At 39.9% G+C, this 15297-nt stretch carries 14 protein-coding genes and 1 pseudogene; 6 read left to right on the forward strand and 9 right to left on the reverse strand.

The features are described from left to right. Positions 1-280: 280 nt before the first annotated feature. Positions 281-1678, forward strand: a pseudogene (locus AC1D69_RS15465) (RNA-guided endonuclease InsQ/TnpB family protein). 111 nt (positions 1679-1789) lie between these two features. Here the strand turns inward: AC1D69_RS15465 and AC1D69_RS15470 are convergent. The 4 genes from AC1D69_RS15470 to AC1D69_RS15485 form a co-directional block, all read right to left on the reverse strand. Beyond that, positions 1790-3316 (reverse strand): sensor histidine kinase, encoded by a 1527-nt coding sequence (locus AC1D69_RS15470; protein ID WP_495457038.1) that lies wholly within the window; start codon positions 3314-3316, stop codon positions 1790-1792. Continuing rightward, entirely contained in the window at positions 3316-4002 is a 687-nt protein-coding gene (locus AC1D69_RS15475; protein WP_495457039.1) for a response regulator transcription factor, read from the reverse strand. The genes AC1D69_RS15470 and AC1D69_RS15475 overlap by 1 nt, the downstream gene beginning before the upstream one ends. A 196-nt stretch (positions 4003-4198) precedes the next feature. Beyond that, a complete protein-coding gene (locus AC1D69_RS15480) occupies positions 4199-5572 on the reverse strand; it encodes an MATE family efflux transporter (protein WP_495457040.1) in 1374 nt (457 codons plus the stop codon). Positions 5573-5733: 161 nt separating this feature from the next. After that, positions 5734-6387 (reverse strand): M48 family metallopeptidase, encoded by a 654-nt coding sequence (locus AC1D69_RS15485; protein ID WP_495457041.1) that lies wholly within the window; start codon positions 6385-6387, stop codon positions 5734-5736. 143 nt (positions 6388-6530) lie between these two features. Between AC1D69_RS15485 and AC1D69_RS15490 the strand changes: the two genes are divergently transcribed. Further along, complete coding sequence (locus tag AC1D69_RS15490) at positions 6531-7439, forward strand: EamA family transporter (protein ID WP_495457042.1); 909 nt, start codon at positions 6531-6533, stop codon at positions 7437-7439. A 94-nt stretch (positions 7440-7533) separates the two neighbouring features. On the opposite strand, the gene AC1D69_RS15495 is transcribed toward AC1D69_RS15490, so the two are convergent. Both AC1D69_RS15495 and AC1D69_RS15500 read right to left on the reverse strand, forming a co-directional pair. Then, on the reverse strand, positions 7534-8094 hold the full coding sequence (locus AC1D69_RS15495) for a hypothetical protein (RefSeq protein ID WP_495457043.1): 561 nt from the start codon (positions 8092-8094) through the stop codon (positions 7534-7536). A gap of 191 nt (positions 8095-8285) precedes the next feature. Further along, positions 8286-9383: a nucleotidyltransferase domain-containing protein gene (locus tag AC1D69_RS15500; protein WP_495457044.1), complete on the reverse strand. Its 1098-nt coding sequence runs from the start codon at positions 9381-9383 to the stop codon at positions 8286-8288. Positions 9384-9675: 292 nt separating this feature from the next. Here AC1D69_RS15500 and AC1D69_RS15505 point away from each other — a divergent pair, with 292 nt between their 5' ends. Together AC1D69_RS15505 and AC1D69_RS15510 are read left to right on the forward strand one after the other, a co-directional pair. Next, complete coding sequence (locus AC1D69_RS15505) at positions 9676-10863, forward strand: YhgE/Pip domain-containing protein (RefSeq protein ID WP_495457045.1); 1188 nt, start codon at positions 9676-9678, stop codon at positions 10861-10863. A gap of 45 nt (positions 10864-10908) precedes the next feature. Beyond that, entirely contained in the window at positions 10909-11448 is a 540-nt protein-coding gene (locus tag AC1D69_RS15510; RefSeq protein WP_495457046.1) for a PadR family transcriptional regulator, read from the forward strand. Between the two features lie 245 nt (positions 11449-11693). Here AC1D69_RS15510 and AC1D69_RS15515 read toward each other — a convergent pair whose 3' ends face one another. The 3 genes from AC1D69_RS15515 to tnpB form a co-directional block, all read right to left on the reverse strand. Continuing rightward, a complete protein-coding gene (locus AC1D69_RS15515; RefSeq protein ID WP_495457047.1) occupies positions 11694-11837 on the reverse strand; it encodes a hypothetical protein in 144 nt (47 codons plus the stop codon). Between the two features lie 18 nt (positions 11838-11855). Then, positions 11856-12539: a hypothetical protein gene (locus tag AC1D69_RS15520; protein ID WP_495457048.1), complete on the reverse strand. Its 684-nt coding sequence runs from the start codon at positions 12537-12539 to the stop codon at positions 11856-11858. A gap of 157 nt (positions 12540-12696) precedes the next feature. Then, positions 12697-13848: an IS200/IS605 family element RNA-guided endonuclease TnpB gene (gene tnpB, locus AC1D69_RS15525; protein WP_495457049.1), complete on the reverse strand. Its 1152-nt coding sequence runs from the start codon at positions 13846-13848 to the stop codon at positions 12697-12699. A gap of 321 nt (positions 13849-14169) precedes the next feature. Between tnpB and AC1D69_RS15530 the strand changes: the two genes are divergently transcribed. Together AC1D69_RS15530 and AC1D69_RS15535 are read left to right on the forward strand one after the other, a co-directional pair. Then, the gene (locus tag AC1D69_RS15530; protein WP_495457130.1) at positions 14170-14535 is read left to right on the forward strand and encodes a DUF4180 domain-containing protein; all 366 of its coding nucleotides are present in this window, start codon (positions 14170-14172) and stop codon (positions 14533-14535) included. A gap of 24 nt (positions 14536-14559) precedes the next feature. After that, the gene (locus AC1D69_RS15535; RefSeq protein ID WP_495457050.1) at positions 14560-15240 is read left to right on the forward strand and encodes a formylglycine-generating enzyme family protein; all 681 of its coding nucleotides are present in this window, start codon (positions 14560-14562) and stop codon (positions 15238-15240) included. Positions 15241-15297 lie beyond the last annotated feature (57 nt).

The raw sequence follows: 15297 nt of genomic DNA on the forward strand, positions 1-15297 counted from the left end.
CTCCATGTATCCCTGTTGACTACAGTATAATTTCTGGATATCTCGAAAAGATATCTGTCTTGTAACGAACTTGTAAACAATATCTCCCTTATATCAATCATCTATCATTTTTCGCCGAGAGGACTCCCACTTCTATAAGTGGTGAGGTGAATCGGCGACCTCCTGAATAATTCCACAAGATGTTCTTCCCTTCTTATATCTTAAGAGGTACAATAGGTTTAGAACATATGTTCGTATCATGTATCTGTAAGGGGGTGAAGCTTTGTCAGATTCAAAGTCAATGTACAGAACCTATCAAGTGTGGATTAAACCAGGTCATCGCATGTTTGCGTACCTCGATCAAGCATGTCAGGATGCCAAGAACCTGTATAACACAACCAACTTTTACATCCGACAGATCGTTACCGCTTTTGGGAAGAATGAGCCTCTTCAGCCGTTGCAATAGGAAGTTCTGGACACGCTGGCATCCCATATTGACGTCATGAACGAACGAAGAAGAGATAACAACCGTTCCCATCCGTTCAAGCTACCCTCGCAAGAGAGTCCTTTTGTTCACTATAACTTCTTGGATGCTTTGTTCAAAGTGATGAATCAAATCGATTATCGGGCGCTCCCAACGCAGTGCAGTCAGGGAATCATGAAGGTGGTGTTCCACAATTGGAATGCCTTCTTTGCCAGTATCAAGGACTACCGCCAGCATCCTGAGAAGTACAACGGCAAGCCACATATTCCAGGGTACGCTCGGAACAGGGTGAAGGAAGTCATATTCTCCAATCAGGATTGTATGATCAAAGAACGGAAATGTCTCAAGTTTCCAAAGACCAAGCTACAACTGAACATCGGCAAACTGGGCTATACTGACGGACAACTGATGCAAGTGCGTGTTGTCCCAAGCCATGGACAATACGTGGTTGAAATGATCTTCGCTTATCCTATGGAAAAGAAGGAAGCGGTACAAGAACACGTGCTAGCCATTGATCTTGGCGTCGACAATCTTGCAACCATCGTCACGACGACCGGAGCGAAACCGCTCATCGTGAAGGGCAAGATCGTTAAAGCTATCAATCAGTATTACAACAAGATGAAGGCGTACTATACCCGCATTCTTCGTCAGGGCAAGGAACTACGCGAAGGAGCGTACACGTCCAGACGATTAGAACAACTCCATTTGAAGCGCCACCGTAGGATCAAAGACATCTTCCACAAGGTGAGTCATCATATCGTTACGTTGGCAGTGGAGCATAACATCGGTACGATCGTCATCGGACATAACGATGGATGGAAGCAAGCGCCCGGGATCGGACGGCGAAACAATCAGTCCTTCAGTCATATTCCCCATCAGATGCTCATCAAGATGATCAAGTATAAGGCAGAAGAACAGGGAATAGTCGTTATCCTGACCGAAGAGGCGTATACCTCGAAAGCTAGCTTCCAAGATCTAGACCCATTGCCGACTTATGGCGAAAAGGGAACATGGACCTTCTCAGGCAAACGGATGTATCGCGGTCTGTATAAGAATTGTAAGGGCTTAGTACATGCCGATGTAAACGGCGCAGCCAATATTATGCGAAAAGTATTCCCAAACGTATCCGCCAAAGTAGCAAATGGGATAGAGGGGTTGGATGGTAACCAGACCATCAACGTGTCAACTCCACTGGTGTTAAGCATCCTGAATTAAGTTGGATGATACATCAGAAACCCCCACTTCAGCCAAAGCGATAGCGTTGGTAAGTGGCGGGAGTATTCATCTTAAGTTCTAACATGCATGATAATACAAACGAAGCCCAGACTAATGAGCGTCTGAGCTTTCTTTTAAATGCTGTTCAGCTATCAGAGGATTCATGGGTACAGTAATCTCAAACTTCGAGCCATGGATACTGGAATTAACGAGTCTGACCGAGCCATGTTGCTTCTCTGCCAGACTGCGTACGAGAGATAATCCCAGTCCTGTTCCACCATGCGCTCTAGATCGGTCACCACTGACCGTATAGAAAGGATCGAATATGCGACTCTGCACATCGTCTGGAATACCAATGCCGGTATCTAGTACTTCAATGACCATATGATCGTCACCGTTGACATTCTTCACCGAATGGTTTGAGAGCGTCACCGTTCCTCCAGGCTTATTATATTTTATAGCATTATCCAATAAATTAAGCACCATATGCATCACATTCTCTGGATCCACCCACGCTGTTCCTTCTGTTACATGAGTCTCTATGGCCACTTGATTTCTCCCTGCCTTCGCCTGCATACGGTCAGCCGCTTCTTGAAGAAGGGGACGCATTTGAACATGATCCACCTTTGTCTCGAAATCATAAATGTCCATCGAAGATAACTGAAGCGCCTTCTCTATAAGTTCATACAGCCGTTCCGCCTCTCTTCCGATCTGAATCCTAGCCTCTTCCAATAAAGACGGATCATCGTGGTACATCTCTAGAAGGTCAGCGTAAGCCAGTATCGAAGTGAGTGGTGTCTTTAACTCATGGCTAATATTACCGATAAACTGCTTCTGCTGCTGTTCCAGCTCCTGCAACCGTGCGATAGCATCCAGTAGCTTCAGCCTTTCTTCCGTAAGCTGGTTAACAGAAGAAGAGATGCTTCCGCTCATCTCATATATCCCTTCCGCAAGCTCCCCAAGCTCATCCCTCCTACGAACTGGGAGTGTATCGAGATACTTCCCTTCGCCTATCTGCTTAGCCGCTAGATTTAATCTTGCGATAACGTTCACCTGACGCCATACATAGATGTACCCAATGAGAAATCCAACTCCGAGAACGGCTACCCCCGCTACGATAAATAGATTCTGTATCCGCAAATAAAAGGCATTCTGTTCTGCAAGTGAAGCATGGAATTGTATCGTCCCAAGTCGCTCATTCGCTTGGTATAATGGGGCTAAATACAGGATTTGATCTCCTTCTGTTATGTAGGCCGATTGTCCTCTCGCCGTATATGCCAGGGCATCGCTAACATCTGTTCTAGGTTGAACTGGAAGTGAGGTGCCCGCGAATGAACCATTTGCTTGATAGAGAGTGATCGCCATGCCGCTCTGCGCACCCAGATCAACCGCAAGACGTTGACCGCTCTGTTGCATGAATAATTCTGGTGTTACTCGGGTTCCTGTCAAAAATTCTTGTCGTACTCTCAAGTTTGCCGTTGCTGCTTCATGAGCAAATGATTGTTCAAGGCGACTACGCTGATCCTCACGTATTCCTGCAAGAACGAGCGTGCTCAGCACAATTAGAACGGACGCTAAGAGTAAAGCTAGTAGTAAAGCTACCTTTCCCTTCAATCCAATACGTATTTTTCTCTTCATCAATAGGGAGACTCCGTGCTCTTATATCCAATGCCGTATACCGTCTGGATCACACCTTGGAGCTTCCCTAACTTCTTGCGTAATCGCTGCACGTGAATATCCACCGTTCGGGTTCCGCCAGCGAAATCCATATCCCATACTTGGTCTAGTAGTGCTTCTCTAGAATATACGCGCTCAGGATTACGCGCCAACAACACAAGCAGATCAAATTCCTTGGGTGTTAAGTCGAGTACTTGCCCTTCCATACGAACGGTACGACTGAACATTTCTATCGTAAGCCCTGCCAACTGGTACTGCCCTTGTGGGGAATGCTCAACAGATTGATTCACACGTCTACGTGATAACGCCTTTACTCGGGCGATGATTTCTCGCATATCGAAAGGTTTAGTCATATAATCATCAGCACCGAGCTCCAGCCCTAGCACCTTATCTACAATATCGTTCTTTACAGTTAACAAAAGAATGGCCGGACGGTGTCGGTCATCTAACTTCCGACAGACATCATATCCACTTAGCCGTGGCATCATCACATCAAGCACCATGACATCCGGCTTGAATGTATCTACACAATCCAGTGCTTCCTGACCATCTCCAGCTGTTTCCACCGTATAACCTTCTCTTCGAAGAGCATATGCCACGGCACTGGAAATACTAACTTCATCATCTACTACGAGTACCTTTGTCATGTATGTATAACTCCTTCCCATTTATTTTCGTCACACATATTACACTATATATTGAAGCATCCATGTATCTTATTAAAGAACCTTTTCCCATAAAAATACACCCCCTAGAACAATCAGCTACACCTTACGGGTCTCCAATGTCTGTTCTATGGGGGTGCAATTCATCTTACAATAATTGAGATTATTTACTTCTATTCTAGATCAACTTGTGAGCATACCATTTATCACCTTTGAATCGCCATGCAAAGACGAATCCACGAATAGCCCATTCAGCAACCATAGCAACCCATACACCCATAATACCCATATGAAACGTAATTCCTAAAATATAACCTAGAATGACGCGGAACAACCACATAGATAGTAAAGAAGAGATCGATGTGAATTTGGAGTCCCCAGCTGCACGTAATGCCGAAGGCATAATAAAGCTAAATGACCACAATAAAGGTTGAGCAATCGATATTAATAACGTCAGTGCAAAGATGGACGGAATAATATCGGCTGGTGGAGAGAACATTCCTACAATCAGCGGGAATAGCGGCAGTATTATGGCTGTTGCGACCAAGAAAAATGCTGTTGAAAGTCCAATAAAAGATTTAATGAATTTCCTTGCATCCTGAATATTTCTTCGGCCTATACATTGACCAACGACCGTTACAATGGAAATGCTAAGTGCATTTCCTCCGATTTGAAACAGTAGCGATATGGAACCACTAATGGCATTCACCGTCATCGCGATCGTTCCCAACTGCACAATAAACGTCTGGGTTAATAGTTTACCCCCATTAAAAAACATCTGTTCTGCAGCAAATGGAACCCCAATAAACATTATTTTTTTAAAAATGGAAAAATCAATACGCAGTGCATTTCTTAATTTAAATTGTAACGTCTGATTATACTTCGTTAAATAGATTAACGATGTAACCATTCCTAATACTCTTGCCAGAATCATAGAAATCACTAGTCCCATGACACCCATGTCGAATACCGTAATTAATAGGATATTTAAACACAGATAAGTAATATTCATAATTAACGATAATCCCAAACAGGCTTTCGTCTCCGCAACCCCTCTAAGAACACCACTCACAGCTTGAAAAATGGCAATGAAGGGATATGAGATACAACTACCGATCAGGAAGATCTTTGCATTGTGAAATACGTCAGCATCAGCATTACCAAATAGCAAGTTTAAGGTCGGTGTATGAAAAACAATAACGAAAGTACTGATTAGAACAGATAACATCGCAACAGCGGTTATAGCTTGCGAAGCCGCCTTGGATACCATTTTCTGATTCCCACTGCCTTTATATTGCGCAACAATGACGGTACCCCCAGTTGCGACAGCGACAAACACATTAATTAAGAAAATATTCAGCGAATCCACCATACTCACTGCACTAACAGCAGCAACCCCTGAGGAGCTGATCATCGCCGTATTCAGTAAGCTCATTAGAATGATAAATGCTTGGTCCACAAATATCGGAATGATGATCGCGATAATTTGCTTGTAATCAATGGAGTCGCCTGTAAAATACTTATTTAGTAAAAAAACTACCTTTTGGTTCATACTTTGGTTCATTTTATTCACTTTTATCACTTCTTTGTCAGAATTGTGTGCTACACATGGTTTATCAAACCACCGCTCATTATATCACTCTTAACCGAAGTGTACAGTGAATAACAAAAAAGAACACATTTAATTTAAAATGCACCCGTTCCCCGTTATGTTTAAAGTGTCATCGATCGTCCATGTTTTGCTAAATATTGTTCCTTTTCCTTATAATCGGACATCACACTACCAAGTCGTCTCCAGAATGACCGATCGTGGTTCATATGCGTCAGATGACATAGTTCATGGATAATCACATAATCGATCACTTCAAGTGGAGCCATGGCTAGAAGATAATTAAAAGTCAATTTCTTGTCTGAACTACAACTTCCCCATTTCGTTAAAGACTCTACAATTTCAATCGTTTTGGGCTTAACTCCTAGTTGATTTTGGTAGCTTTTTATTCTTTCCCCTACAATTTTCTTACAACTAGAGAAATAAAATTTCTTGAGATTCTTCTTGAGTTCCTCTTCCCCTAAACCATTCGTATCTATCAATTCATGAAGAAGACATTCTTTACCCAGATATAGAAACTTACCCTCATCCTGATATTCTTTGGGCTTATGGGTTTCTTGAACCGCTGCTATAAGATGTAATCTCTCTTGGATCCACTTACTTTGCTGTTTGATCGCTCTTATAATCGTCTCTTCATTTGTATCTCTTGGAACTTTAACCGTTATGAGTCCTAACGAATCGATATGCAAAGATATTTTAGTTCTAAGACCATATTGAACCTGATATTCTATTATATTTTTTCCAATTTCAATTTTCATAAGTACACCGTCATTTCTATAAAATCATTCTCAAACCTGACACCCGCTTGACATCCCTCGTACATTGATTATAATAGTGAAGCTTTGTGAACAATCATACAACATTTTAAATTAAAGATAATTGATAACAAGGAGTTATGATCATGTGGTTTATATTTGCTTTAATAACTGCTCTTGCTTGGGGAGGTGCTGACCTTTTTTATAAGAAAGGGACTGATAGCAACGATAGATTCAGCCATATTAAAATCGTCATCATCGTTGGTCTGGTCATGGGTATTCATGGCACAGCATATATGTTTATCCAGGGAATTACCTTCGATCCCATAGACTTAATCCGATACTTCCCTGTATCTGCACTGTATATCATATCCATGGCAATAGGCTATATTGGTCTCCGATATATTGACCTCTCCATTGCATCTCCCGTACAGAATTCTTCTGGAGCTGTAACAACTGTACTATTGTTCATCTTTTTCACGCATGAGTTGGGTATTGTTGAACTATTAGGTGTGGCTATTATCACCCTGGGCGTTGTCGGAATTGCTGTATTAGAGAAGCGTGCAGAACATGCTGCCCTCCGAGATAGCTCCACACAAATCGATAAGAAATATCAGATTGGCTTCATGGCCATAATGTTCCCAATTCTATATTGTATAATCGATGGACTTGGAACTTTCGCTGACGCGATCTATTTAGATGAACTTAGTCTGATCAGCGAAGACTCGGCCTTACTGGCTTATGAATTTACCTTTTTTATCTGTGCCGTATTTACATTTATATACCTCAAGTTCATCAAGAAAGAGCCGTTCAACGTATTCAAAGAAAGAGACAAAGGTTGCGCGGCTATTTTGGAGACAACCGGACAGTTCTTCTATGTGTTCGCTATGTCTAGTAACGCTATTATAGCAGCACCTCTCATTGCTTCATATAGCATATTCTCCATCATACTCTCGCGAATATTCCTCAAAGAAAGACTGAGCAAGGTGCAATACGGAGTTATTGTGGTCGTCATTCTAGGTATCGCATTGTTAGGTATTGCTGATGAGCTGTAATAGTTTCTACAATAGAAACAGTCCTAAGCAATTCAACTGCTTAGGACTGTTTTAGTTCGTTAAAGATGTAGTAAATTATTATCCGAAATCAAAATCAATTATCTAATTCGACACTCTGAATTTGTCCATCTGTGTTTACCTCCCACTCGATTTCAACACCTTTGTTCAACCCAAGCTTCTCATCATCTTCAATCACTACTTTATTAGGGATGTTCAAGGTTTGATGTCCTCCGTCTTCCACTTGAACGGTAACTTCATTTCCATTAACCGTTAGAATCATCCCTTCATATTCAAGATGTTGAATCACTATCTCATTGTTTGAATCGGTAATTGTAATTCGTTTACCACCATCTGTTAATAACTCCACCTTTTTATGAACACCATTTTTCAATGTCTCTTCTTTGACAACTTTTTTGATCTGCACACCTGTGGGAAGTCCCGCTGTTTCCGACCCGGTTACATCTGATTGTGAATTAGGTTGTTCTGTTGTGTTATTCTTATTGGATTCCGTTGGTGTTGGAGATTCTGCTGAAGGTGTTGATCTTTGCGATTCAGGTTCTGCCTTTGAACAGCCACTTAGTATCGTGAACATACAGATGAGGATTAGAAGTGATGCTTGAATGTGTCTCTGAAAATTCTTATTGTTGTGTACCATTACGTTACCTCCATGGAATTCATTTGTATTTACTACTACAATGTGAACATAGTTTCTACTTCTTTTCTTCTTTTATGCCTTCACATAATAAAAACGCTGAAGTCCATGAAGACATCAGCGTAATACCTTATCCATCTTTAAGTAATTTACATAAGAATCTCAGAAAGAGGCCTAGTAAACCAGTAATTGTGCTATTGCTTGGGTGTGTTCAGCATCATATATTGCTTATATAATTGCTCGAAAGTATCGTATCGTGCGACGTTTCTTCCTACCCTGTTGTATTCCTCCAAATAGTTATCCATAGCCTGCAGAAATTTTTCTTTAAATACAGGAAGATGATCTGCATCAAAATACTGCATTAAATCAATCTTTGTTGTTCCTATTGTTTTTGTCATTTCGTCAAAGTAATTTTGTGCACTCATAGCAACCTGGTAAACATAAGATTTATCATTTGTCTCCACACTGATGATCACCTTATTGCGGATATTACACCATAATTCCTCATAGGTGCCACGGAGATTATCATAGGTCGGTATAGGTTTTTCTTCAAATTGCTCATTCATTTTGTCATAAAGATCAACTACGCTTTTTAGGAGAACATATGATGTATTTCTTATTTCTTCAATTGTTTTAGCTTCGATCACATCCATATATATTCTTTCAAAATGATCGGGTTTATATGTATAAGTACATATTTCCTCCAACTGTCTCTTCATGCCCCGTTTAAAATAGGTATTATTCAAATGCGTCAGAGCATTTAACAGGTTGTATACCACTTCAGATGAAGCATATCTTATTGTTCCTAGATCATCCGAAAGTAATGTATTGGTATATTCCTGTTTTGCTATAGCTATACATTTGTTTGCTCTACTAATGCAGTCGCTCCCTATAGGTTTTGCCAATGCATCGAGTGCTCTCTGTTTATATTCATTAAACCTTTCCAAATATTCAGGCCTTGCACAATATAATATCTGTAAACCAATCAGACACGAAACCATTTCACTCTCAAGGTTCGCTTGATCCTCTATCCTTGTATCCCAAGGAGTACAATATATATCATATCCGACATCCTCCAGAATAAAACAGGAAGATATGCCCCAACCACGGTCAGTATTATTAATGATAATTAGATCAAGGTCGCTTTTTTCATGGAAATCTCCGGTACTAAATGAACCTGTAAGCCCAATGATTGCAATATCCTCTGGAAAATCTCTTTTTGCACGTTCAATAACCATACGAATAAGATTTTCATTTTTATTTATGATTGTTTGTCTAATCACGTCATCCATATTTATCTTCCTCTCCATCATATACCGCCTAAATTTTATTATATTAGCATCGTGATAGAATAGGTAGTCCGACTTCAATTATATTCAATCTCTACCACATAAAAGGGTCATCGGATCAAGCCCCAACAGAAAAATAAACAAGACGTACAGGAGCGTTCCTGGCGTCTTATTTTCATTCAAATCAAACTAAAATTGACATTCAATTTATATTATTGTAAGATATATCACAGTTGATCAAAGTACTTTAATTAAAGTACTATAAAAAAAGCGTCTAAGAGAAAGGAAATTCACATTGAAGTTTAAACAATTTTTGAAATCTAAAGGGGCCATTGGCTCTATGTTTATGGCAGTGTTCTATGCCGTAGCCATGCTTGGAATTTTCATCCCGGGATATGCAGCAATTCCAGGAAACATGGATGACTTAAAAATCGCAATCGTTAATGATGATGCCGGTGAATATGGAGCTCAGATTTCAAGTCAGCTTACAGAAAGCTTACCATTCAAAACGATAAAAACAGATGTTACAAATAATAAAGCAATGGATGAATTAGAGCATAATAAGTTAGCTTTAGTTGTTCATATTCCTGCAGAGTTCTCTGCCAATGTTCAAAGTGGCAAAGTATCCGCAGGTATTGATTTCACAGTCAACGAAGCTTCCGCCACAATGGTATCTTCATCGATGTCTTCCGTTGTATCACAAATTAACAATCAATTAAGCTCGAACTTCTCAGAGCAAACGGCACAAGGTATATTAAAGAACTTCAAGGTACCTGAAGAACAAGCCGCGGCTCTTGCTGCACAAATAGAAAACAGTTATGTTGGGAATTATGTAGTTATCAATGATGTTCCAGATGGCATGCATAACAACATGTTACCTATGTTCTTAACGATGGCAGCCTATACTGGTGCTATGATTGCATCATTGCAATTAGTTGGTTCATTTGTAGCATTCCGTGGAAAAGCAAGTAAGACAAAATTATTTGTTTACGTACAGTTAACAGCTCTTATTATCGCGGTAGTAGCAACAGTCTTCGCTATGGCTATTGCATTCTCTGTTGCAAATATAGACTTATCTATACTTCTGCCAGTCGCCGGTCAGCAAATTCTAATGTTTATGGCTGCATTTAACGTCTGCGCAATGATGGTCTTCTTAGCTGGTCAAGGGGGTATGGTTCTAAATATTCCAATCCTATTGATGCAAACACTTGCTAATGGTGCGACTATGCCTCGTGAGATGATGTATACACCATACGACTGGTTCGGCCGCATCACACCGATGTATTATTCTGTGCAAGCTTACTTGGCACAAATGTTTGGTTCGATCAGCCCAGCACCATTCTTATGGGGATTAGCAGCGGTATTCGTCGGTGCGATGCTGATCAACGTTGTAATCGTCCGGTTTGTTCATAAACCAATGGCTGTGACTAAAGAAACTACACAAACTATTGAAGAGAAAAACAAAGCTGAATTAACCGCCTAAGTTTGGTAATATGTAGTTAGCCAACAAATTAGGAGTGGGTTTGTGATGTCAATTCAAATTTATATCTTAAGTAAGTTAATGGATGAAGATAATTATCCGTATAAATTAAAAAAAGAACTATCTCATCCTATTCCATTTGATAAAATGGGTAATCTTACTGAAAGCAAACTGTATTATCACTTTGATTCACTCTCGAAACAAGGCTTAATTGAACAAGTTGAGATTATTAAAGAAGAACATCGTCCAGATAAGCAGGTATTTACCATTACTGATAAAGGACGTAAGCAACTCCCACTCAAAATATATCAGTTAATAGAGAGCTCAGAATCGATTTCAGATATGATTGTCGGTCTTATGAATCTCCGTTATGTTGAAACGGACAAAGTGATTCCGATTATCGAGAAGAAAATCGAACAGTCACGAAAGAAAACAGAGTATATGAATCAAATATACCATCAAATGGATGTAGATGATTCCATTCGTGAAGTTGTCGATTTCATGGATAGCTACTTTGGATCTCTAATCGAGCAATCCACCCACTGGTTGGAAACTCTATTAGAAAAGTTAAAAAATAAGACCATATAAAAGAAAGCCTTGGACTATTTAGTCCAAGGCTTTCTCTTTTTAACAACATGGCTATGTTAAATTATAATGTTGAGTTGTGACCCTAAGAAGACCTCCTGTGTCAAAAGGTGGTTAATTGGGCTATCGTCTCCCGTTGGCGTAATGGAAGATTGTATTTCAGTTGTAATTATTAATGCCGTTTCTATACTTAAAATTATTTTCTGTTATACACTCCTCATGTGTCGAATGCCTAGACATCCTAAGCCCTAACCTGCAATTTCAAGCTCGATTCTCTGCTTTACACTACTTGCGATACAGTTAACCGCGCTGTCTGTAACGGCAAGTTTATTAAAAAAAAACGGGGCTCCAAATCCGGCGCGCCCGTTAATTAATATTGATATTCGACTCAAGATTCCATATCTCGGAGTCTACTGAATGTTGAAGCTTGCAATAATTTTTTCGTATTCCTTCAAATCTTTAGCCTGATACCGAGTCTTATCGACAAAGAACAGCAGGGTTGCGAAATTGGTATCCTTTTGGATGAAGACCAACTTACCGACCGTGTCACTTGCCTCGTAATCAATCACCTGGGCTTCTGCTCCGTCGACCTTTGTGTTCGTTTGCTTGTTCACTTTGACGTACTTGAACGCATTCTTTAATGCCTGATTGACATACTTGTCCAAGCTCAAGCCTTCCTCTGACTCTAATCGGAAGTCCACTCCCATATAATAGTTGCTGTATAACATCCAATTATCAGTCATTACAGAGGGCCTCCAATTGCCGTTAATGACAATCTGGAAGAAGTTCGCGGTGTCCCGATCATCCAAATGCACGTACATGGGACCGCCGATGATTAATTTATTTGTCTTGTTGTCGAAAACGAGCTTCGAATTTAGACCGAAATAATCAGAAACGCTCTTAGCGGGCAAATATAAACTTCCATTGTACTGTAATGCTTTGACACCATCGATTTCCTGACCGTTCAATTCCACTTTGAGCGAAGGATTAAAGAGCGCCTTTACTTCCTTCCAAGCAGATCCTGCCCAGGCTCCGGTTACGTTGCCTAGCAAGAACACTACCACAATAAACCCCACCCAATATTTCTTGTTCATATACCTTCCCCCTACTATTCAACAATGTCCCAAGTTTACCATATATTAATTAATAAAAGGTGCAACAGAGAAAAAATGGTCCATTAGCTACTATTGAACTACTCATCACTAAAGTGACATGATTCCTAAGTACGGAAACCTAATGGCTTCTAATGGATTAGGCTATCCCCGTAATTCCTACGGTTAGAAATCTTATCGCTTCATTTTTAAGATTTAAGCTTGCGTTAATATCTCTATCGTGATGGCTTCCGCATTCTGAACAATCCCATTCACGTAATGCAAGATTCTTAACGGCTTTGTTTTGATATCCACAACTTGAACATAGCTGACTACTTGCAAAGTTCTTAGCTACGACTACAACCTGTTTTCCGTACCATTTTGCTTTGTATTCAAGCATCGTTCTGAATTGCGACCACGATACTTCACTGATTGCCTTGGCAAGACCACCATTCTTAAGCATGTTACTTATTGATAAATCTTCAATACCGATTACATCGTGGTTTTTGATGATTTCAGTAGAGATCTTATGTAAGTAGTCTGCTCTAGCATTGGTTATGTGTTCATGGATACGTGCGACTTTCTTCTTTTGCTTCTGATAGTTCTTAGCTTCAATAAGTGGACGTTTTTGCTTCAACGCTAACTCTTGTCTTCTAGAAAGAATACACTGTTCCTTTGCCAACTTAAACTCTAGTGTTCGAAAGAATTTAGGATTACCAAACACTGTACCATCAGACAGAATAGCAAAATCTTTAAGCCCCACATCTATTCCGACGTCTTTATTTGTTTTTGGAAGTGAATCTACATTTGTTTCCGCAAGTATAGATACAAAATATTTGTCAGAAGGGTTGCGTCTAATAGTAGCATTTAGAATGCGTCCTTCTACTTCTCCCGATTTCGCAAAGCGAACAAGTCCAAGTTTCGGTAACTTAATCTTGTTGTCCATAACAGCAATATTTCCGTTTGTAAAATTCGTTTGATAGGACTGAATAGGATTCTTTTTACTTTTAAACCTTGGAGCATCATTCTGATTCTTAAAGAATCGCTTATAAGAATCATCTAAGTTTCTTAAAGCGTTTTGCAAAGAGAACTTATCTGGTTCTTTTAGCCAATCTATTTCTTTTTTGAGATTTGTGAGTTCAGAAGAGCATGATGCATATGTCAATCCTTTGCCTGTTTCCTTGTATGTTTCATTCCACTTATTTAGGAAGTGGTTAAAAACAAATCTTGAACATCCTATCGTTTTAGCAATTAGAGTTTCTTGTGCTTTGTTAGGATAAATTCGGAACTTATAAGCTTTTTTAATTGACATAGCTTCACCTCACTTTCTGATTTTCGATGTATTCCCGGATCTGTGTTTCTGTATTCTAACTCACGACTAAAGTCACGAGTTTGCGAAAACTAATTCATCAAGCTGCATCAGGTGGTGTGCGAACCTAGGACTGCCGAGAATGACCATATCCTTCGATTTGACCAACATATTTACTATTCGATGACGTATTCTTATTTCCCTTGTTGTCTATATAAAGGAACCAAGCCAATCATTTTGCTATCCTTGACAGAGTAGCCCATATCGTATAGATTACGTCGTGAAGAACGAATTAATATTAAGCTATGAATGGTGGAGATAACGATGAGAATAACCAAAATAAAAGAGAATAATGTAGAAATAGCTGTTATAAGCGACAGTGAGATGCTGATAACAGATGTTCAGTCGGCGTTGGATTTGATAGCAACCGTAAATTATGAAGCTGGTTGTCATCGAATTATTATAAATAAGTCAGCCATATGTGACGACTTTTTCAACTTAAAAACGCGGCTTGCAGGTGAAATATTGCAAAAGTTTATTAACTATCACGTAAAGATTGCGATCATTGGCGACTTTTCTGAGTATTCAAGTAAGAATTTTAAAGACTTTATGTATGAGAGTAATAACGGGAAGGATCTATTTTTCATGTCTAATGAACAACAAGCTCTTCATAAATTGAGCATTAGTTAACTCTGATGATAAGGAGGCAGGTTCATGTCCGATGGATACAAGCGTTATGATGATGATCCGATGGTCCACATCCCAGGCGGGGAAATAGAATTAAGAGACGACCGAACTAAACGGATATGGACAACCGAAATAAGATCATTCCTTCTTTCGAAATATCAGGTAACAACGGAGATGTATTGTTCCATTACGAATAAATCACCTATTTCTATTGATGGATATCAGAAGCCCGTCGTAAATATTTCATGGAATGAGGCTATCTACTTATGCAATCTACTTTCTCAACAAGCTGGATTAACGGAGTGTTATTCTATAAGTAATGACAGTGAAGAAATTCTCTGTGATTGGGAAGCAACCGGTTATCGCATTCCTTCAGAAGCAGAGTGGCAGTATGCATGTAAAGCAGGAACCACAGGATATCGATACGGAGAAATAGAAAGAATCGCTTGGTACAAAGATAATTCAGAAGACAACATTCATGTGGTGGGACAAAAGGAACCTAATGCATGGGGTCTGTACGATATGTTAGGGAACGTTTGGGAATGGTGTTGGGATCTATATGACGAGAACGTATATGGTTCCTATCGAATATTTCGAGGTGGTAGCTGGGCTGAAGAGGAAAGAGGTTGTGGGGCTTCATGTCGTCGTCGCAGTCACCCATCGTTTGGGATCGATGACCTTGGATTCCGCCTTGCGCGGTCTTTGTAATGGGGTTGATTCTCAAACAAATGGTAAGTAAAATGTGAAAAAGCCTGAAATATCAGG

This window comes from Paenibacillus sp. Y301 (assembly GCF_059445505.1).